At 52.3% G+C, this 17,901-nt stretch carries 20 protein-coding genes and 2 pseudogenes; 16 read left to right on the top strand and 6 right to left on the bottom strand.

The features are described 5' to 3' along the window. The 8 genes from FYC48_RS28475 to FYC48_RS27925 all read left to right on the top strand — a co-directional run. Positions 1 to 206, top strand: a 206-nt coding sequence (locus FYC48_RS28475) for a hypothetical protein (RefSeq protein ID WP_235034368.1), incomplete at its 5' end; no start/stop codon positions are given. A gap of 288 nt (positions 207 to 494) precedes the next feature. Beyond that, entirely contained in the window at positions 495 to 2,222 is a 1,728-nt protein-coding gene (locus FYC48_RS22130; RefSeq protein WP_149498977.1) for an Ig-like domain-containing protein, read from the top strand. Between the two features lie 75 nt (positions 2,223 to 2,297). After that, positions 2,298 to 2,720, top strand: a complete 423-nt coding sequence (locus tag FYC48_RS22125; RefSeq protein ID WP_149498976.1) for a hypothetical protein — start codon at positions 2,298 to 2,300, stop codon at positions 2,718 to 2,720. Positions 2,721 to 2,954: 234 nt separating this feature from the next. Next, entirely contained in the window at positions 2,955 to 3,128 is a 174-nt protein-coding gene (locus FYC48_RS27930) for a hypothetical protein (RefSeq protein WP_160149701.1), read from the top strand. Positions 3,129 to 3,519: 391 nt separating this feature from the next. After that, positions 3,520 to 4,491 carry an NHL repeat-containing protein gene (locus tag FYC48_RS22120; protein WP_149498975.1) on the top strand — a complete coding sequence of 324 codons (972 nt, stop codon included), beginning with the start codon at positions 3,520 to 3,522 and terminating at the stop codon, positions 4,489 to 4,491. Positions 4,492 to 4,562: 71 nt separating this feature from the next. After that, on the top strand, positions 4,563 to 5,594 hold the full coding sequence (locus FYC48_RS22115) for a DUF1559 domain-containing protein (protein WP_200836675.1): 1,032 nt from the start codon (positions 4,563 to 4,565) through the stop codon (positions 5,592 to 5,594). Positions 5,595 to 7,029: 1,435 nt separating this feature from the next. After that, positions 7,030 to 7,905, top strand: a complete 876-nt coding sequence (locus FYC48_RS22110; RefSeq protein WP_149498974.1) for a hypothetical protein — start codon at positions 7,030 to 7,032, stop codon at positions 7,903 to 7,905. A 57-nt stretch (positions 7,906 to 7,962) separates the two neighbouring features. Further along, positions 7,963 to 8,115, top strand: coding sequence for a hypothetical protein (locus FYC48_RS27925; RefSeq protein ID WP_160149700.1), 153 nt, complete (start codon positions 7,963 to 7,965; stop codon positions 8,113 to 8,115). A gap of 50 nt (positions 8,116 to 8,165) precedes the next feature. On the opposite strand, the gene FYC48_RS22105 is transcribed toward FYC48_RS27925, so the two are convergent. After that, entirely contained in the window at positions 8,166 to 8,387 is a 222-nt protein-coding gene (locus tag FYC48_RS22105) for a hypothetical protein (RefSeq protein ID WP_145284834.1), read from the bottom strand. Positions 8,388 to 8,511: 124 nt separating this feature from the next. Here FYC48_RS22105 and FYC48_RS22100 point away from each other — a divergent pair, with 124 nt between their 5' ends. Beyond that, positions 8,512 to 9,492 (top strand): methyltransferase family protein, encoded by a 981-nt coding sequence (locus FYC48_RS22100; protein ID WP_149498979.1) that lies wholly within the window; start codon positions 8,512 to 8,514, stop codon positions 9,490 to 9,492. A 210-nt stretch (positions 9,493 to 9,702) separates the two neighbouring features. On the opposite strand, the gene FYC48_RS22090 is transcribed toward FYC48_RS22100, so the two are convergent. From FYC48_RS22090 to FYC48_RS22075, 5 genes are all read right to left on the bottom strand, one after another. Then, a complete protein-coding gene (locus tag FYC48_RS22090; protein ID WP_149498973.1) occupies positions 9,703 to 10,425 on the bottom strand; it encodes a hypothetical protein in 723 nt (240 codons plus the stop codon). A 72-nt stretch (positions 10,426 to 10,497) separates the two neighbouring features. After that, positions 10,498 to 10,674 (bottom strand): hypothetical protein, encoded by a 177-nt coding sequence (locus tag FYC48_RS28850; protein WP_390622157.1) that lies wholly within the window; start codon positions 10,672 to 10,674, stop codon positions 10,498 to 10,500. After that, positions 10,619 to 11,275: an HsdM family class I SAM-dependent methyltransferase gene (locus tag FYC48_RS22085; RefSeq protein ID WP_149498972.1), complete on the bottom strand. Its 657-nt coding sequence runs from the start codon at positions 11,273 to 11,275 to the stop codon at positions 10,619 to 10,621. The genes FYC48_RS28850 and FYC48_RS22085 overlap by 56 nt, the downstream gene beginning before the upstream one ends. A gap of 69 nt (positions 11,276 to 11,344) precedes the next feature. Continuing rightward, on the bottom strand, positions 11,345 to 11,725 hold the full coding sequence (locus tag FYC48_RS22080) for a type II toxin-antitoxin system RelE/ParE family toxin (protein ID WP_149498971.1): 381 nt from the start codon (positions 11,723 to 11,725) through the stop codon (positions 11,345 to 11,347). Next, complete coding sequence (locus tag FYC48_RS22075; protein ID WP_149498970.1) at positions 11,722 to 11,970, bottom strand: ribbon-helix-helix domain-containing protein; 249 nt, start codon at positions 11,968 to 11,970, stop codon at positions 11,722 to 11,724. The genes FYC48_RS22080 and FYC48_RS22075 overlap by 4 nt, the downstream gene beginning before the upstream one ends. A 1,333-nt stretch (positions 11,971 to 13,303) precedes the next feature. On the opposite strand from FYC48_RS22075, the gene FYC48_RS22070 reads away from it, so the two are divergent. The 7 genes and pseudogenes from FYC48_RS22070 to FYC48_RS22045 all read left to right on the top strand — a co-directional run. Next, complete coding sequence (locus FYC48_RS22070; protein ID WP_149498969.1) at positions 13,304 to 13,516, top strand: hypothetical protein; 213 nt, start codon at positions 13,304 to 13,306, stop codon at positions 13,514 to 13,516. 164 nt (positions 13,517 to 13,680) lie between these two features. Next, positions 13,681 to 14,484: a class I SAM-dependent methyltransferase gene (locus FYC48_RS22065; protein ID WP_149498968.1), complete on the top strand. Its 804-nt coding sequence runs from the start codon at positions 13,681 to 13,683 to the stop codon at positions 14,482 to 14,484. Between the two features lie 8 nt (positions 14,485 to 14,492). Beyond that, a pseudogene (locus FYC48_RS28845) lies at positions 14,493 to 14,840 on the top strand (glycosyltransferase family 2 protein); the annotation flags it as partial. Between the two features lie 204 nt (positions 14,841 to 15,044). Then, positions 15,045 to 15,491: a glycosyltransferase family 2 protein gene (locus tag FYC48_RS28840; RefSeq protein WP_390622158.1), complete on the top strand. Its 447-nt coding sequence runs from the start codon at positions 15,045 to 15,047 to the stop codon at positions 15,489 to 15,491. A gap of 31 nt (positions 15,492 to 15,522) precedes the next feature. Next, positions 15,523 to 16,284, top strand: coding sequence for a methyltransferase domain-containing protein (locus FYC48_RS22055; protein WP_160149699.1), 762 nt, complete (start codon positions 15,523 to 15,525; stop codon positions 16,282 to 16,284). Positions 16,285 to 16,295: 11 nt separating this feature from the next. Next, positions 16,296 to 17,471: a DegT/DnrJ/EryC1/StrS family aminotransferase gene (locus FYC48_RS22050; RefSeq protein WP_200836674.1), complete on the top strand. Its 1,176-nt coding sequence runs from the start codon at positions 16,296 to 16,298 to the stop codon at positions 17,469 to 17,471. A 126-nt stretch (positions 17,472 to 17,597) separates the two neighbouring features. After that, positions 17,598 to 17,901: pseudogene (locus FYC48_RS22045) on the top strand (IS256 family transposase); the annotation flags it as partial.

Below are 17,901 nucleotides of genomic sequence, written 5' to 3'. Positions count from 1 at the left end.
CCATCCCGAACACAGCAGTTAAGCTTTCCGAGCCGATGATAGTGCCCACCAGCGTGAAAGTAGGTCTCGCCATTTTTTTAAAAGCCCTTTGGTTTTCAAACCAAAGGGCTTTTTTTATGCGCGCTGGTTTCTGTTGTACGCCGGCCCTTCCGGGCGGGCGTGGGCTGCCGCAGGCGGCCACCCCGGCACAGACAACGCTGCAATAGGACCTATGCGACCGATAGGACCTATACGTCGCATGTGTCCCATTGGTCTTATTTCCCCTGGCAATTCCCAGCATCCCGGTGGCTGGTGAACTGGGCAGCGCCCGCCCAGAAGGGCCGGCGTACGGTCTGCAACCGCCGTCCTTGGTCGAAGGGGCCAACAAATTGCTTGACAGCCGCTATGCAGAGGGGATACAACCGAACCATCTTGCTAGTACACCGATTCGCAGGGCTTTAACCCGTTCGGATCAATGTTCCTATTTCCCAAAATCAATCAGGGGGGGCGATTCGATGAGATTTTCGGTCGGTTTCGGATTCATGTGTATCCTGGCGGTCGTCGTCAGCCCCGCCGCGGCGCAAGGCTCAGCCGACGACTTCTCGCTCTCGTTGCTCGGCGACTCCTCCGGGCCCGTCTTCCAGACGACGGAAACGCTCCAACTGCGTGTGGTCGACGAAGTTGGGAGTCCAATCGCCGGCGCACACGTGACGCCTTGGGCGCTGCGCAGCGCCCAAGGTCACGGCAGCTGGAAAAGTGACGGCGACGACCGCTCGGAAACCAAGCCCGAAACGTCGCAGACCGACGAAGATGGCATCGCGATCGTGAAGTACCCGATGTTTCGCAATGTCGCTGAGCAAACCAAGACCATCGGGGTCTCTGTCCGGGTGGACCATCGCGACTATGTCCTTGAAGGTGCGATACACCTTGATCTTCCGCACGATCCAAATACCGCCGATCCGGTGGTGCTCAAGCAAGGTGCGGATCTGTTCGTTCGCCCAATGATTGACGGCAAGCCGGCCGACCCTCAATTGATCGTTGCCAACTGGTCCGACAGTCGCAGTTGGAGAGACCCCGGTGTAATGGAAGCGGTCGATTCGGAGACTTTGAAATTCCCGTCGATGAAAACCGGCGATGCGAGTGTGTTGCTGATGCGGGTCGAAGACGGCCAGATCACCCACGCCAGCCGAATCGTCGACGCGAACTTGAATGCCGACGGCCGCAACGAGATCTCTGTGGAACTGAACCCGGTCGTCCCGATCAAAGGGCAATTGGATCCGTCGGTGCCGCGCCCGATCCGCAATGGTCGCGTGGTCTGCTGGACACTGGATCCGTCAGTCAACCACGACCGAGCCGGTTTCGTTTCTTGGAGCGCGGTGTCCGAAGACGGCGACTTTGTGATCCCAGTGTGGCCGACGGGGGAAGCGATCCAATTGGCGGGGATCTGCGATGGATACATCGGAGTGTCCGGCAAAGCACCGGCGGAGGTCACCAATCCGCGAAACCCGGATCCCTACTTGAGAGCACAAGTGATTCGCCCGGATGAAAAGGGTCCGGTGATCTTGTCAATGGAAGCGTTGGTGCCTTGTGATGTTGGCGTTGTGGATGAAGAAGGTGAACCGATCGAGGGCGTCCTGATCGATTCATGGCCAAACATCCAATGGTGGAATGGCGGATCGCAAGTTTACTGTGACACGTTGATGCGAGGCGAAGACATGATTCGCGTCCGCAATCGCAAACGAGACTACCGCGAATTTACCAACGAAGAATATGGATTTCCGTTTTCCGCCCAAACCGACGATAACGGTCAAGCCACGCTGATGCTGCCCAAGGGCAAGCAAAGCCTGGGCATCCGAGACGATCGCTACGAGATGCCGGCATTCCTGGGGCGTCGATACACCAAAATCGAAATGGTCCCCGGTGAACGTTCCGAAATCACGCTGACGGTCCAGCGGAAAGGAACGGATCGCTTGGGCGAGTGGGACAAACTGGCCGGCGTCGTCTTCGGCTGCTCCACACGCGAAGGCCGAAGAATTTGTGCACTGCCGGAAGTACGCAAGAAGATGGATGAATTCGCCAAGACCTTCCGCGAAGGCAAAAACCAAAAGGATCCCAAGCTACTGGCCGAAGCCTACACCATCGTCGCCGACGCCTTCGCGACCGCCGGAGACCTGAACGAATCGACGAAATGGCGCAAGAAGGCCGCCGAGCAAAAGAGTATGATTACCTCGGACGCACCCTAGTGGCCGCGTGACAGCTAGCGAACGGATGGTCCGCCGCCGCGAGCGAAAGATTCTTTGGATACGCAACCAGCCCAGATGACGAAACGAAAAACAGGAGTGGGCTGGTGGGTGCTGCTCACCGTTTTGGTCACTGCAATCCTTTCCCCTGTCTTGTTTTGTTACTTCCGGCGAAATCGAGCGTTTCAAGAGCTTAAGAAACAGCGTGCGCAGCTGCTCAGCCGGGGTTTGCCGGTTGACCACGAGACACTCAGGGCGTTCCGATACCAATCGATGCCGCATGAATTGTCGATGCGATGGACAGACATTCTGACGGAACTCGACTCCGAAGCCTTCTTTGAAAGTGGCGCAAGGGTGCCCATCGTCGGCTACCTGGAAGACGAACAAGGATTCGTTCCTGGCCAACCGTACCCGTACCACGACGTGGTGGACCAATACCTGCACCAACATAGAGACCTAGTCGCAGAGTTACATTCGGTGACGGAGCGGTCGGGTCCGTGATGAAAAAGGGGAAAGGGGGGATTGTCAGCAGCTGTGACGAAGGCGGAGCCGCCGAAGCGGATCCGGGCTGGACTTCGTGTTCGAGTCGACAGATACGCCAAGTACGTCTATCCCAGCGACACAGCTTCAAAGGCGTCGTCAGAATCATTTAGAACCCCGCTCCCCTTTTTATCTGTCTTTAAAACCCCGCTCCCCTTTTTTGCGTTCGCTGAGCGCTGTCCCATCAAGGAATTGATGCGGCGAGTGGTCCAGTGTCACCTTCAGCGAGCGGGAGCCAGGGTGATCAACCGCGACGACATCGACAGTGCAATCGACGAGATGCTGTTGAAAGGCGGCTCGCTAAATTTGAAGCGTCTGGGAGCCAGTCGCAGCGTGTCGAGCGAAGTGAAGCCCGACGCGGCTTCGTAAAATTTGTCGGCCGATCTTGCATAAACTACAAATTCGTTCACCAGCTCCCGCAATCGCTGATGGACCGATTTGCCAAGAAGTTGGTGGAGGGCTCGGCGATTTTTCACGCGACCTATACTTTGGCTGCGTTTTCCTGGGCGGTCCCCGCAAACTGATTCTGTGTGCTCAGCTTTCTACACGTGAGGCAGCGTCGCCGCCAAGTCGGTATCGCCGGCTATTGTCCTGCCGAGCAGCTGGTTCGTAGGAGATATAACCTTAGTCGGTGGGTGACCGGCTAGTTCATCAAACTCCACAAGTTTGCATGCCTGCTTTTCAGCTTGCTAGTTGACTTACATTCGGACGTTCGTCAGAATGTCGGAGCGATGATGGTCCATGCAACTCGATAGCCACTATGAAAACACCGACTATTCTTTTGGTATTTACGTCTTGCTTATTGACGTGCCCAGATAGCAGGCGTGTTCAGGCGGCAATCGTTGTGAGTGAATTTTTTACGGGACGAATTCAATCGTTCGATGAAACGACGAAGACCGAATCCACATTAGCTTTTGTCGCTGGTAATCCTGGACTATCCGGGCTTGCGTACAGCCAATCGGAAAATACCCTTTACGCCAGTGCTCTAAATCACGGTGGCGTTTATCGCTTCAATGCGCAGACCGGTTCGCTCTTGGGGTTTAGCTCGCTCGGGATCGGCCCCGGTGGGTTGTCGATAGCGTCAAACGGCGATGTCTATATAAGCGATTTTGCATCCAGCAATATACGCATCTACGATTCAACGCTGACGAATCAACTTGGCTTAATAGCAACTCCGGCTGGTCCCACGTCAGGCGTGGGCTTCCTTGGAAATGGAAACGTACTGATCTCCACCGCAGGTTCGGGCGTATATGAGTACGATGGGGAAAACACGACATTGTTCGCAAACAATCCAGCAGCATCGGCCCAAATTGCGACGGATTCGTCAGGTAATGTTTTCATCGGCCACGGACTCGGATTTTCTGACAGCGTTTTTCGGTATGATGAAGACGGGAATATTCTCGGTACATTTGATATCAGCGCCGAGATGATCAACAGCACCGGCAACGGAAGCTCGATCGGAACCAGTCCGGGTGGCATCACGTTCGATCCCCAAGGCAATTTGCTAGTCGCTGCCCTAGGCCGGTCAAACCCCAGTGATCCTGGTGGAGAACGCGGTGGGCTCTTTATGTACGATGTGGACGGTAATTTGCTTGAGACATTTGCTGCTGGCTCCAATGCTTTAAGCAGCGTGGTGTTTGTTACTGCCATCCCAGAACCAGGGTTTTTCACGCTGCTGGCTTTTGGAGCCGTTTATGCGATTTCAAATCGCCGTAATCGACGTAGTATCTAATTGGATTTGAATCGCTTGTAACGATCGAACCAAGGGCAACGACGACAAGATTGAAGCGGAGTCAAGCCATCGTGAAAGCTCACGAATCGAGAGCTTCTCTAAGCGAAATTGGGCTGATCAATCGCCCAGCGTTTAGTTTGGTCGAATTGTTAGTTGTGATTGGTGTCATTGCCATTTTGATTGGCCTGCTACTTCCTGCCGTTCAAGCAGCTCGCGAAGCTGCTCGACGTATGGCCTGCAGCAATAACTTCAAGCAAATAGGAATCGCTATTCAGAATCACCACGCAGCGTTTCGCCGTTTTCCCGTCGGTAGCGTCGCGAAAGAGTATCCTGGCTCACCAACAACGCCCTGGACCTTTTATCGTTGGTCGGCCTTTGCGCTGCTGACGCCTTATCTCGAGCAGTCCAATATTGACGCGAAGCTAAACCTTGACAAACCCTTGTACACTTCAGGATTTGGCATAACCCCTGAAAACATTGAAGGTGTTAGGACTTTAGTTCCAGTTTTTCTTTGCCCAAGCGATAGCTATCGCGAATTACATCAAAGCTTCGCTCCGATCAACTATGGCATGTGTACAGGCACTGGAATGGGTGGCGGCACCCCTTTCGACACCGATGGTGTTTTTTTTGTGAACTCTAAAACGGGCTTTCAAGATGTCCTCGATGGAGCATCGAACACTCTCGCTGCCTCAGAAAGTCTTCTGGGGGTTGCAGGGCCAAAATTCCGAGACCCAAGATACGGATATCGCTTCACGTTTTCCGCCCCAATAAGCGATCAAGCTTGCGAGAACGCACCAACTTGGAATTACACCGATCCCCGTGGATTCTCGTGGGCAAATGGCGAATATCGAAATGGGCTTTACAATCACTACTATACCCCAAATTCTCATTACCCGGATTGTATAAGTCCTTTCTTAGGGGGCGGATTCTCGAAGGTTTACACACCGTTCGGTTGGAAGACAGCGCGGAGCCATCATTACGGAGGAGTGAACAGTCTAAGAGTCGATGGTTCAGTAAATTTCATAACTGATTCGGTTGACCTAACAATTTGGAGAGCATTGTCGACGCGAAACGGGAACGAGGTCGTCGTGCATGATCACTGAAGATCCGAATCTGGTTTTGCTGCAGCGCATGCTGCCGCAGAAACAGCGTGACATTCGGTCGAAACTCGCAATCGCTGGTGTGTTGACTTGCCGAATAGCGAGCGGATAGCCGGAATGTTCTCATGCGGCAACTGGCTTGCCCGCGTCCTTCCTGGCGGTAGCCGAAAAGACTCTGGGTACTCTGAGGTGGTGACGCGCCCGGAATCACGGCATCATCTCAGCGCACCTCCGCCATCCAAGTTACAGACTGCACTCTTGCAAGTTGCGTGAGAACAAAGGGGGAGAGGGGTTTGTTGTCAGCAGTTATGACGAAGTCGAAACCCAGGGGCCGATCCGGGCTGGGCTTCGCGTTCGAGTCGACAGATACGCCAGGTACGCTTATCCCAGCGACAAAGCCAAAGGCGTCGTCTGTCCGTAGTGGCCTGTCGGCTAGGTCGAAGGGAACTGTTTCGACGTGTCGGTTGGTGTGGAAGTCGTCGTCTTGAAGTACTTTTATCATCTGCCGTTTGACCGGGCAGGGCTTGCTCACTGGCAGCGGGTGCGCGCCAAGTCGCAGCACGCCTGTCCACATCGAATCCGCTGGCGAGTTTACGCGTCGCCCGCTGACCGTATATTTCCGCGGCTTCCCCGAAGTATCTTTTAAAACCCCGTTCCCCTTTTTCGCGTTCTTCTTTGAAAGTGGCGCAAGGGTGCCCATCGTCGGCTACCTGGAAGACGAACAAGAATTCGTTCCCGGCCAACCGTACCCGTACCACGACGTGGTGGACCAATACCTGCACCAACATAGAAACCTAATCGCAGAGTTACATTCGGTGACGGAGCGGTCGGGTCCGTGATGAAAAAGGGGAAAGGGGGGATTGTCAGCAGCTGTGCGTGATGAAAAAGGGGAAAGGGGGGATTGTCAGCAGCTGTGACGAAGGCGGAGCCGCCGGAGCGGATCCGGGCTGGACTTCGTGTTCGAGTCGACAGATACGCCAAGTACGCCTATCCCAGCGACAAAGCTTCAAAGGCGTCGTCAAAATCATTTAGAACCCCGCTCCCCTTTTTATCCGTTCAGGGAATGCGTCTATCCCGTGACTGCTGGAGGGCTTCTTGTTCACAACGCCAGCGAGCATGGCTCTTACACGATTAACTTCTCAGATGGAACGCGGTGTCGCGGTATCATGGAAAAGGACCACGCCGTCGTTCAGAAGTCGCTGCTAAACGAGAAGGAGCACGCCACAGCAAAGAAAATCCTGACAATCCGATTGCGCGCGAATCAACGGGTTGGACGTCTGCGAGCATTCGTCGTAACGCTTTCAGGGATGTGGCCGCCCGGATTGATAATGATGGTGGTATCGGCAACGCTGCAAATCGAAACCGAATCAATTCGCCTGGTCGTACATACACGATTCAGGACGGAGTAAACATTGACCATTAGTCAAAAGGACCGCCCATGACTCTCTGGCAACCCAATATCTTCAACTGCCCCGCCGGAGAATTGATTACGATCCAGTCGGATCATCGGGAGGCTTGCCTGAGCAGGCTTTCCGGCGGTGACTTAGCGGGCGTTCATATTTCGGCGACCGCAGGATATGCCGAAAAAAATCTTGCGTTTTTAAAAGACTATCCAAACATCGCAGCTGTGGCGATCAGCTGCGCGAAGGGGATTGATCTGGCCGGGCTGCAGTATCTAAGCGGTCTGGAGTATCTGACGCTTGAGACCTACAAAAAACCGCCGGATCTGGGAACATTCGCAAAATTGCGTGAGCTAAGCGCTGAATGGTCACCTGCGCTTAGCGTTGATGAGCGAAATAAGAATTTGGGAAAGCTCACATTGTTTAAATACAAATGCCCAGCCTCTGATTTTAGCTGCCTACCGGTAATTCCATCCGTTAAGCATCTGGAGATCAATCATTCCTCGATCATATCTCTCACCGGGATAGAGCAGCATCAGCACGTGCAGGCAATGTTTTTCCACCGGTTTTTCGACCTCAAAAATATCGCTGCGATCAGCGGTCTATCAGGCGGAAGTTTGAAACGCGTGAAGTTCGAGCAATGCAAAAAGATCGAGGACTTGGGGCAGCTTGGAAAGCTGACGAATGTTGCAAAGATCACACTTGATCGCTGTGCGGACGTTGAGAACCTGGAATTCTTAAGCGGATGTTCTGCGCTTGAGGAGTTTGTCATCATGGATACAAAAATTGTCAGCGGCGATCTCAGCCCACTTCTTGACTTACCAAAGCTGCGGTATTTCGGAACGTTCGATAAACGGCACCATTCTCACACGGAAGCCGAAATCAATGCGTTGCTCAGTAGTAAAGATTACTAGAGCCAGCTGGGGCGGTGCAGACAGCGTGATGAAAAAGTGGAAAGGCGAGATTGCGTGATGAAAAAGGGGAAAGGGGGGATTGTCAGCAGCTATGACGAAGGCGGAACCGCCGGAGCGGATCCGGGCTGGACTTCGTGTTCGAGTCGACAGATACGCCCGGTACGCTTATCCCAGCGACAAAGCTTCAAAGGCGTCGTCAAAATCATTTAAAACCCCGCTCCCCTTTTATCCATCGAGAATTGTCGGCCGCTCCAAGTCCACTACGGTTTTCGGCCGAGAAGGTGCAAAGCTTCCGCACGGACTAGCGAAAGTTGCTCGCTTAGCTCGGCCAATGCTGCCAGATCCGCTCTTTCCTGTTCCGTCAATTGGCCCTCGTTGTTGCGGTCCATCAACTCCTGAAGGCGTCGATCGGCTTGCTCTGGCAATCGAAGCAGGGCAATATTTTCCACCCACTGTTGAGGTGCATTGATCGTAGTAGCCATGGTTTCTCTCGGTACCGCGTGGTTCTAACATTCAATCGATTTTACAGTGCGTTGACAACTCCGGGAAGTTTATTCTCATCGCTGATGCAACCAGCCGGAAGCCTTCTAAAATCTGTCTCTAATGATGAACCCACGACAAATCGTTTCTGGCTATTGTGTTTTGCAAGCGATTGGAGTCGTGGCTTGGTGGGCACTATTGAGGCTACATCCACAAAGCATCGGATGGTTCCATCCGCGGAGTTGGCCAGACGATGTGTTGCTCTCCTTTTGGCTCGCAGATTTCACTCTGATCGTAGGCGGTTCGTGTATCGTCGCTTTCAGCGTTTGGCATCAACGAAATTGGGCATCGACAGCGGCTTGGAGCGTTGCCGCGATCTGTTGGTATCCGACTTTGGTTTGCATCGCCACAAGCATGAGAACGGGTGAAGCGTGGATTGCTTCAGCGATGATGGCCAGCATGGCGGTACTTTCCCTTGCGATGGCTACGATTCAGGGCAAGCAAGGCGATGCTCCCGCGGCATTTCGAGTGACGTCAATGAATCGGGTTGGTTCATTGCTGTCGACCCTCGGGCAGATCGTGATTTTTTGGGGAACGTTCCTCTGGATTCTGCCCATGGGAATCGTTGAGCTTCAGGAGACGATCACCTGGAACCGATTTGAACATTCTTTCCAGACGCAGGCGTCTATAGGTCTATTCCTGCTGGCGTCCTGTCTCGGCCTATGGAGTGGTCTCTCGATGGTGACGCTAGGCGGTGGAACACCGTTGCCGACCGCGACCGCACCGCGGTTGGTGGTTGCCGGGCCTTACCGATTCGTTCGAAATCCGATGGCCGTTGCGGGCATCCTCCAGGGTATTGCAGTGGGTTGGCTGCTCGGCAGTGTGCCGGTCATTATCTATTCATTGACTGGCATCGTTGCGTGGCATGTTTTCGTACGTCCCGTGGAAGAGCAGGACTTGCTGGAAAGGTTCGGCTCCGATTACGAGCGTTACCGAAGCCGCGTTCGAGTTTGGGTTCCAACACTAGGATGGACCGGTCAACAAGAATTTGAAGGTTCGGAATTCCCTGATGCCAAAAATGACGCGAAACAAAGGGAAAGCGTCTGATGACCAATCGAACCAATGTCTTGTTCGTTTTCAGCAAGAATCAGTGGCGGAGCCCGACGGCCGAAGCTGTCTATCGGGGCGATCCGCGAGTGTCGGTTCAGTCTCGTGTTGTTGTAAGGCGAACAAACCACTGCTTATCGAAGGCTTGGCTCAGATGCTCCACCGAAGTGAGATAGAACTTCGCTGCAAGCCAACTGGCCAATGATGGGGTCACCCGGCTTTCTCAAACCGCTCTCGAAAATTGCTCTCTTGATCAAACAATTGAAGAGTTGAATCCGAGATTGCCTCAATTTCGTATGCCTCGGTTTCAGGCGGCTGATCTGGTTCGCCGACAATCAGTGTCAATTGACACTGCTCCACTTTCCAAACTCCAACATGCGAGCTGCCGTCGTCAAATTGCCTGACCACCGACCCATCTTCCATCAATCGGAGCAACTCCTCGCCCAAATCTTCGTCGCAGTTTTTCCAGACGCCGACGAACGACTTTGGCTGCGCGTCAGCTCTGGTGGAACGCGAATCAGCCGGAGAAGACTCTGACAATAGCTGAGCAAGACTCGTAACGGTAAAAGAAAATCTTTCGATCTCCAGACCATCATGGTGCAGGACAAACAACGATTCATGGTCGGGTCCGATGAAAAGCACATCTCCATTGTCGTCACCAATGCTGAGGCATCTGCAAAGACCGGAAACGATCTCCTTTGGCCATTGCTTGGTCAATTTGCTCGAACCCTGCGCCCAAACTTCCAGTTGGTCGATGAAGGGGACAACCTTGCCATTGATGTTGAGTGGTCTGTCAAGCTGGAGCGGATTTTTTGTCCCTGCGGATGCGATGTTCCATTCACGTTTCCCAACGGCAGGGACGGAAACTGTCCAAGACGCACTGTTCTTCAATGCCTTCAGGTAAGCCGGCGGTAGACGATGTTCGAATGACATTTGAAGACGGGCTGCGATGGAAGAGGAAGTCAACCTCTAAGGAGCAACTATGTTAGAAGCCGGATTCGACTTTCAATCTCGAAAATGTTTCAGCAAAATCATCGGCCGATACTCTGACTGGCCATTCCAATGCACCGGCAGATCCAATGATTCGGCCGCTTCCTTGACTTGGTTGCCGACCGCGACGGTCTCTTTATAGTTTCCTTCGTCTGCACCCCAGATGCCGAGATTGAGCTGTGCATATCGCAATGCTCGCTTGAGATCCTGTTCGGTATAATAGCAGATCCCCGTCAGCGGAATGTGTCAACGACTTTGAGACAACTTCGTGACTCAACTTAGAGTCGCAATTTCGAGTGGTCAGGGGCCAGCCCTGCCGAATGTCCGCGCTGCGAATTCCGTACAGGATCATGTTCATCTTGTAGACGGCCCATGTCCCGCCGTTCAATTTCTGACCAGCGAGCGAGAGGTCTCGGGCATTGCCGCCAACCTCTTCGACATATTGCCGTGATTGGATCATCATACCGCCCGATCCGGCACAAGGGTCGCAAACGCTCATGCCCGCCTGTGGTTCCAGCACATGCACCATCATGCGAACGACTTCCTCAGGCGTATAAATCTCGCCACCTTTCTTCCCGGCGCTGTCGGCAAAGTACTTGATCAGGTACTCATAGGCCACTCCCAGCAAGTCGGGGAACTCGAAGTCGTCGTTGGACAGCGGTATTTCATCGAAGTGCTGAATGAACTCGATCAGAATGCTGTCGTCCATCGTCCGCTGCCCGCCCAGTAGTAGCATCAACGTAAGGAAAAAGCAGTACGAGGTTCCCGAAAAACGTCCGAGGAATCGGCCCATTTTGCTGACGGATCTGGTGAGAATTCCATCGCAGAGTTTCCTTGTCAGAGGAAATTTGCTCGACGAAGCCTACCTTTTGCGCGCAGCCGCAACAAGCTTCTTGTGGAGAAGCTCCACTTCCTTTGCAAGGGTTGGCTCAAGCTCCGCCAAACGCTCTGGTATGTCTTGCGATGCGTGGATCACAGCCAGCACGATGATCGATTCTTTCTGAAGATCGCAAACAAGCAGGTGTTTGTTGACGCGGTAGAAACAGAGGTCGGAGTGAAACTCCGGTTGCGGGCGAAGCAGGTCTGGCTGCTCTTGAATCCTGATGAGCCCAGCTTCGAGATCATCGATGTAGCGTGCAGCAACTTTCTTGCCCCAGTTCTCAATCGAGTACTGCTCAATATCGCTAATTGACGCCAGGGCGGAATGGGTGAGGGCGAGTCTGCGGGGTTTCTTGGAACTCACGACTTGGCTTTCTTCATTGCCTTTCGAAGATCCCCTGCGAAGTCCACGGTGCGACCTTCGATTGCATCGCGGTAACCAGCAAGAATACTGTCGCGGGCTTCAGCGGTTTCCTTCTTGAGTTTCATTTGCCGCAGAACATCGCGCACGAACTCGCTGGGAGTCGCGTAAAGCGTGCCGTCGCCACAATTCTCGTCGATGAAGGCGCGAAGTTCGTCTGTGAGCGATAGGTTGAGTGAATTGGCCACTGGCTAGGTCTCCCTGAGGTAATCAAAGAAGCATATCACGACTGACGTTATTTGTCAATATTCGCCATTTTTCGGATCGTTTCGGATGGCTTGAGTCTCGCCAGAACATCTGTACGTGGTTGTTAATCCGGTGCCGAACTTCCTCAAACGCCTCAAGCAAGGACTGCTCAATTTCGAAGTAGTTCTCAATCTTGGCGGTAGACACGGTGACCTTGATCCCGTTTTCAGCGGAGAATACCTGTTTGGTTCCCCGGGACTTTTGCTTTGGTTTTCCTCTGTGCTGGCGAGCAACGGAAGCTGCCTGCTGGTGACTCAGCTCTCCACGTGCTGCTCGCTCTGCATACTCGCGACGCGCATCGGCAAGAGCGTAGAGCGGCCCAAGCGAGCCAAAGGTACTGCTTGTCTCCCGAGCCGAACGGCACGGGAACATTCCGATTAGGGCGTTTTGCGTCGGACACTTCGTCCGGTCTTGTTTTCCAAGGTATCGCAAGGCAGGAGACGTATCTTGTCGGAATTCGTATGAGAAAGTCTGCGTGCCTTAATCGATGCGGCGCATCGAGGTGCCATCTGCGATTCCATTTTGTTGAATGGAACTGCCAGCCTTCTATGATTTGCCCGTCAAGCGGGACGTTTCAAAATCATCCCGACAGACAGCTCGAACAAACCTTCCATCTCGCGAGGAAGTAAAACCACCGTGGGTCGCCGAAGCCGGCAGGCAATGAAACATACGCTGGCACTTGGTAGTTCACGCATCGTGCCTGAACAGCTTGCCAGTCGATGTTGCCTGCCGCTATGGCTACGACGAGAAGCCTTCGGATCGGCTAATTGAGATGCTCGACTTAGCTCGATCCCAAGAGCAATGGAACGATATCGTCGAACTTGCTAACGCATTGGTTATGCGTGCCGACCGAGCGTCGGCGTAAAAGAATCACCCGAACGGACCTGATTCTGTGAAATCCTGTGAATTCCTCTTTCGGTCGATTTCGGTCTAAACACGAAAAAAGCCAAAAACCGTTATGGCTACTGGCTTTAGAAGTACACCCCAGAGGATTCGAACCTCTAACCTTCGGTTCCGTAGTCGGTTTCTGGGGAAGACGAAAATCGAGTTTCGCACCGTTATTTGCAGTGTAAAACGAATCCGCAAGGTGTCAACCGATTCTCACTCATTCTAACCGGTTCTCACAAAAACCCGGTAATTCCCGCACCCCCAAGGGGTCATTTTGGGGAAGTTCCCCGAAAACAAATCGAGCGTGCCGAAGGTTGCCAGTTCGACGATTTTCAGACTTACATTCACACGGCAGCGAAACTGCCGATTCCCACAACGAGTCCCACAATGAACATCAAAACTATCGAACAGAAAGTTCAATCAATCATCGACGCCGACAACCGCTTGGCGTGCTGCCCTGGCATCACGGTTGACACAATGAACGGTGTGCCGGTCCTCCGACGTGGTGACGCCTACATGACGCTGCAATGGCGACACGTGCCGGGAATCATCAAAGCCGGTGTGCGGCGGGCGCTGGGGTTCTTGTGTCAGCGTCCGTGAAGTCTGGCGAAATGAGGTAAAGGAATAGCTAGCGATCGTAGCAAACATGCCGGCCAACACCCTGCCCGAGGGTGGACAGGGAACTCTCAACTCGGTAGCCTTGTCCAAACGTTCAACGCGATGGCAAACTTCAAAATAAATCAGAAAGTAACCAGAAATTGTCCATGACATTAGAGCACGGTAGCGACGATGACATTCGCTGGCTTCTTCCATTCTGCGATACAATTTTTGGGGCCGACATCGACGCAAGCCTTGCATTTCTGCTCCATGTTTTTGGTGAAATGAAGGTTGAAAATAACTCGCGTGTACTGGATGCGGGGTGTGGTGTTGGAAGGCTTACGCATCCGTTGGCATTGCAAGGGTTTGAGGTCGTCGGCATCGACACCAACCCCGTGTACATCGACTATGCGAAAACGCGGAATACGGGTTCGCCTATCAGTCCAACGTTCGATTTGGACAGCATTACATCGTTAAGTACACAACCAGACGGCTGCTTCGACTCTGTGATCTGCATGTTGTCTGTCTTTCACTATCTCGTGGGGCGAGAAGATGCGGAAAATGCGATGAAGGCAATTAGCCGCGTCCTGAAGCCTAGCGGGTGTTTTGTGATTGATCTTTTCAACCCGTTTTCGATTTTGAAGAGTTTTCAAGAGGTCCGTACGCTTACGTACCGGCAAGGCGAGTACAGTATTGAACACACTTTCGAGCATGAGCTGTTCCCAGCACACCAGCGATGGGATCACGTCGGGACAATCTCACTATTTCTCGATGGCAAAAAGTTGAATTCAACATCAGAATTGCATTCGATCCGCCACTACACGTTCTATGAACTTTGCTCTCTCGCGAAAATTGCTGGGCTAAAGGTTTGTGATTCGTATGCATCCTACGACTCTCGGACACCTAGCAAATGGGATTCTGACGTTCCAGATGGCAGTCGAATGATCGTTGTGGGGAAGAAAGATTCGTGAGTTCAAAAATGGAATCAATAGCAATAATTGTATTGACCTACAACGGTAAGCAATATGTTTCTGATCAGTTCCTCGACACCGTAGTTGAATTGAGTAAGTGCAAAGGCTACCACGTCCACGTGGTTTTCCTTGACAATGGATCAGTTGATGGAACCCTGTCAGCACTTCTTGAAAGGTACGAAGACGCAACCATATTGAGATCGCCAACGAATCTTCTCTATTGTCGCGGAAACAATGAAGCGATCAGGTTTGCTTATAAGCATTTTTTATGCAAATACTTTGTATTGATGGATCAGGATGTAAAGGTTACCGACGGGTACTTGCAGCAGCTCGTTGACTATATGGATTCACCAGATGCAAGGGACGTAGCAGAGTGCCAGAGCCTTGCTATGCGAGCAGATGAGCCTGAATTGCTTTACTCTGCTGGACACCGATATGACGAGCATGGTACGTGCTTTCCGATTACCGAGCTAAATAACCGATCGTCGATAACCGAGGTTCCGAGTTGCTCTATTGTTGGAACGATTTTCAGGTCAGACGCTCTTCTACGATCTGGACTGTTGTGCCCTATATTTGATATGTACTACGAAAGTAGCGACATCTCGTTCGTACTTCGCGGGCTAGGCTTTCGTTGCGTTGTGAACAGCGATTCCGTTGTGTATCACTATGGGCGTTCCTTTAGGGGCTATGAATACACCAATTACTTCTATGTGTTTCGGAACAAGCCAATATTCTGGCGATTTCACGATGAAGAAAAGTACATGTCAACGCGAAGTGACTATCTAGAAAAAATCGTTGAATTCGAGGAAACAATTTCCGCGAAGAAATTCCTGACAGAATCGGATGAGGAAGCACTTACACTTTCGTTATCGATGAAGGAAGGTTTGCGGATTTCCGATGCACTTCACTACCGTCCCTCTGCGGAACTAAAGCTATACAATCCGCGATCAACTGTACTGGTTCATTCGCGATATCTTGGTGTCGACAGGGCCAACAGTCGTGAGTAGGGGGTCAAGCGGTGAGTCTGGCATTCGGCATGTGAATGTTTTGATCCCCACTGTGCTTGACTGCGATGTGCCGGTGCGAGAGGACGCTTTCTGCGAGATAAACCTAGAGCGAGTTTGTCGCTTGGCAGGGCAATCAAAGTTGGGCGAGCCCGTAAGTCGCGAACTGGAATGGCTCTACCAGTCGCAGGGCATACATCGCGAAGAATGGGCAATTTTTACAAAAGACCTAGAGACGGTTGCTGTCTGTCAGTCGTTTTGTGATGAGCTTTCGCAAGTTGGTACGATCGATTCGATGACCGATCTTTGCTGTGGAATAGGGACATTGTCACTGGCTTGTTCGGCATCGCTTGGCATCACGCGCGTCTCTGGCGTTGATGTTAACGAACGCTGGCTTCGGTGCTTCCAGCAGTTGTCTTTACAACAAAACGAATCCTGTGAATATAGATTCGTCAAAAAAGACATCACGAAGATATCGGTGCCAAGCGTTGAATTGGACAATCTTCGATCCGATATAGTCGTTGCAAATCCGCAATTTGGCCCAGTGATCGCGTATGCGATTCGATTGGCTTTCTCCATTGCGAATGTCGGTGTGATCCTAATTCTTCCGCTTAATGCCCTGCGTGAAGTTGCGGCGAGCCCTGCAGGCGAACAACGCACGGAATCCTCGGGAGCGACTGTCGAACTGGATTTGGTACGCAATTCCTCTGACTGGACCCTGACGCGCCTATACCCTCTCGTCGCTGCTGATGGTATAGCAGAAGTGGGGGTTTTCCTGTTTGCAAAAAATGAATAAGGACAAGTATTGTGGCGAAGCACAAAGATGCGATGCATAAGTTTCAGAATACACGCGACGCTGCGATACTTGAAGCAGAAGGTGATAATATCGTGTTATTTCATCCGGTCGTGTCAGAAAAAGCAATTCAAAATGTAACAAAGGTTCTCAGGAGTCGTTGGGTCGGTGAGGGACCACGTGTAAGAGAGTTTGAAAAGGCGTTTGAACGTGAGCTTTCGATCAAGGGTGAGGCGGTCGCGGTCGGTTCGTGCACCGACGCATTGCACCTTTCGTACGTTCTGTCGAACATACAACCCGATGACGAAGTCATCGTACCAGTTTTTACTTGTACGGCAACAAACATCCCCCTTCTCTATCTCAATGCAAGGATTCGGTTTGCCGATGTTGAACCAGATACGTTGAACATCGATTTTAATCATGTACGAACGCTCGTTTCAGAGAGAACAAAAGCGATCGTATGCGTTCATTATGGCGGGCTGTGCTGTGATATGTCGCAGCTAGTGAGGCTTGCGAATGAACTTGAAGTCCCTCTAATTGAAGACGCAGCGCAAGGTATTGGAGCCGTTCAGAATGGCATACCGGTTGGAAGTTTCGGAGCATTTTCGGCATTTTCGTTTCAGGCGGTCAAGCATTTTACAACCGGAGACGGCGGGATGCTGGTTTTGCGAAATGAGCAGCTTGCCGACAGAGCGCGTCGAATGCGTTGGTTTGGGATTGATCGATCAGCTAAGCAAAACGGAACTTGGGGAAACGACATTACGGAGCTTGGTTACAAATACCAGATGACCGATATCGCAGCGGCAATGGGTTTAGCTGGTCTTGAAGAGCTAAAGAGTCGCATCCAACACCGACGAAATCTGTTGCGGCAGTATTTTGATTCATTGTCGGGGATTGATGGAATTCGCCTGCTAGGGAAGAATCGGCCTGAATGCGAAAATGCCGCGTGGCTATGTACCGCAATGGTTGAAGGCCGCGAAGCGTTTCAGCAGTTACTACGGGCTCAGGGAGTCGAATCCGGGCAAGTTCACTATCGGAATGATCGATACTCAATTTTTAATCGGTTTCGCGACACAGAGACACCGAATATGGATGCTGTCGAAGGCAAATATGTTTGCCTTCCGCTCCATGATGCAATGAGTTCGGAACAAGTAGATCGGGTCTGTAGCCTGATCCGAAAAGGGTGGTGAGTGAGAAACGCACGTGTGCTGTGGAGATATGATCGAAAGTCGTGTTCTTGATTGAATGAAAAAAGGCGGCGTATCCTGTTGAAACTATCACCCTTCAACGGCCCAACGCGGGCACAAGGACACGCCATGAACCAGACTAAAACACAGCGGCACGCCGCACCAGTGGACGAACAGCTCGATCCCGAAGTGATTTCCTTCCGGGCTCAGTTTGATCAGAAAAGCCCGCTCGATGAGATCATCCGGGAAGGGGCCAGGCGAATGCTGCAATCGGCGATCGATGCCGAGGTCGAAGCCTTTATCCAAGAAAATGAAGGGCGGCGGGATCACAAAGGCAGCCGCCAAGTGGTCAAGAACGGCCGACTACCCGAGCGGGAAGTCTTGACCGGCGCGGGTGCGATTCCCGTTTCCCAGGGACGTGTCCGTGACAATC

Source organism: Roseiconus lacunae (assembly GCF_008312935.1).
In the GTDB taxonomy this organism is placed as follows: domain Bacteria; phylum Planctomycetota; class Planctomycetia; order Pirellulales; family Pirellulaceae; genus Stieleria; species Stieleria lacunae.
This window is presented reverse-complemented; position numbering and strand designations above follow the sequence as displayed.

Bases quoted from the DNA above. Each gene is read 5' to 3' on its own strand.
- FYC48_RS22065 (WP_149498968.1), top strand. From the start codon at position 13,681: ATGACATTAGAGCACGGTAGCGACGATGACATTCGCTGGCTTCTTCCA.
- FYC48_RS22100 (WP_149498979.1), top strand. From the start codon at position 8,512: ATGAACCCACGACAAATCGTTTCTGGCTATTGTGTTTTGCAAGCGATT.
- FYC48_RS22105 (WP_145284834.1), bottom strand. From the start codon at position 8,387: ATGGCTACTACGATCAATGCACCTCAACAGTGGGTGGAAAATATTGCC.
- FYC48_RS22120 (WP_149498975.1), top strand. From the start codon at position 3,520: ATGAAAACACCGACTATTCTTTTGGTATTTACGTCTTGCTTATTGACG.
- FYC48_RS22070 (WP_149498969.1), top strand. From the start codon at position 13,304: ATGAACATCAAAACTATCGAACAGAAAGTTCAATCAATCATCGACGCC.
- FYC48_RS22130 (WP_149498977.1), top strand. From the start codon at position 495: ATGAGATTTTCGGTCGGTTTCGGATTCATGTGTATCCTGGCGGTCGTC.
- FYC48_RS27930 (WP_160149701.1), top strand. From the start codon at position 2,955: ATGCGGCGAGTGGTCCAGTGTCACCTTCAGCGAGCGGGAGCCAGGGTG.
- FYC48_RS22125 (WP_149498976.1), top strand. From the start codon at position 2,298: ATGACGAAACGAAAAACAGGAGTGGGCTGGTGGGTGCTGCTCACCGTT.
- FYC48_RS22110 (WP_149498974.1), top strand. From the start codon at position 7,030: ATGACTCTCTGGCAACCCAATATCTTCAACTGCCCCGCCGGAGAATTG.
- FYC48_RS22085 (WP_149498972.1), bottom strand. From the start codon at position 11,275: ATGGGCCGATTCCTCGGACGTTTTTCGGGAACCTCGTACTGCTTTTTC.
- FYC48_RS27925 (WP_160149700.1), top strand. From the start codon at position 7,963: ATGAAAAAGGGGAAAGGGGGGATTGTCAGCAGCTATGACGAAGGCGGA.
- FYC48_RS22090 (WP_149498973.1), bottom strand. From the start codon at position 10,425: ATGTCATTCGAACATCGTCTACCGCCGGCTTACCTGAAGGCATTGAAG.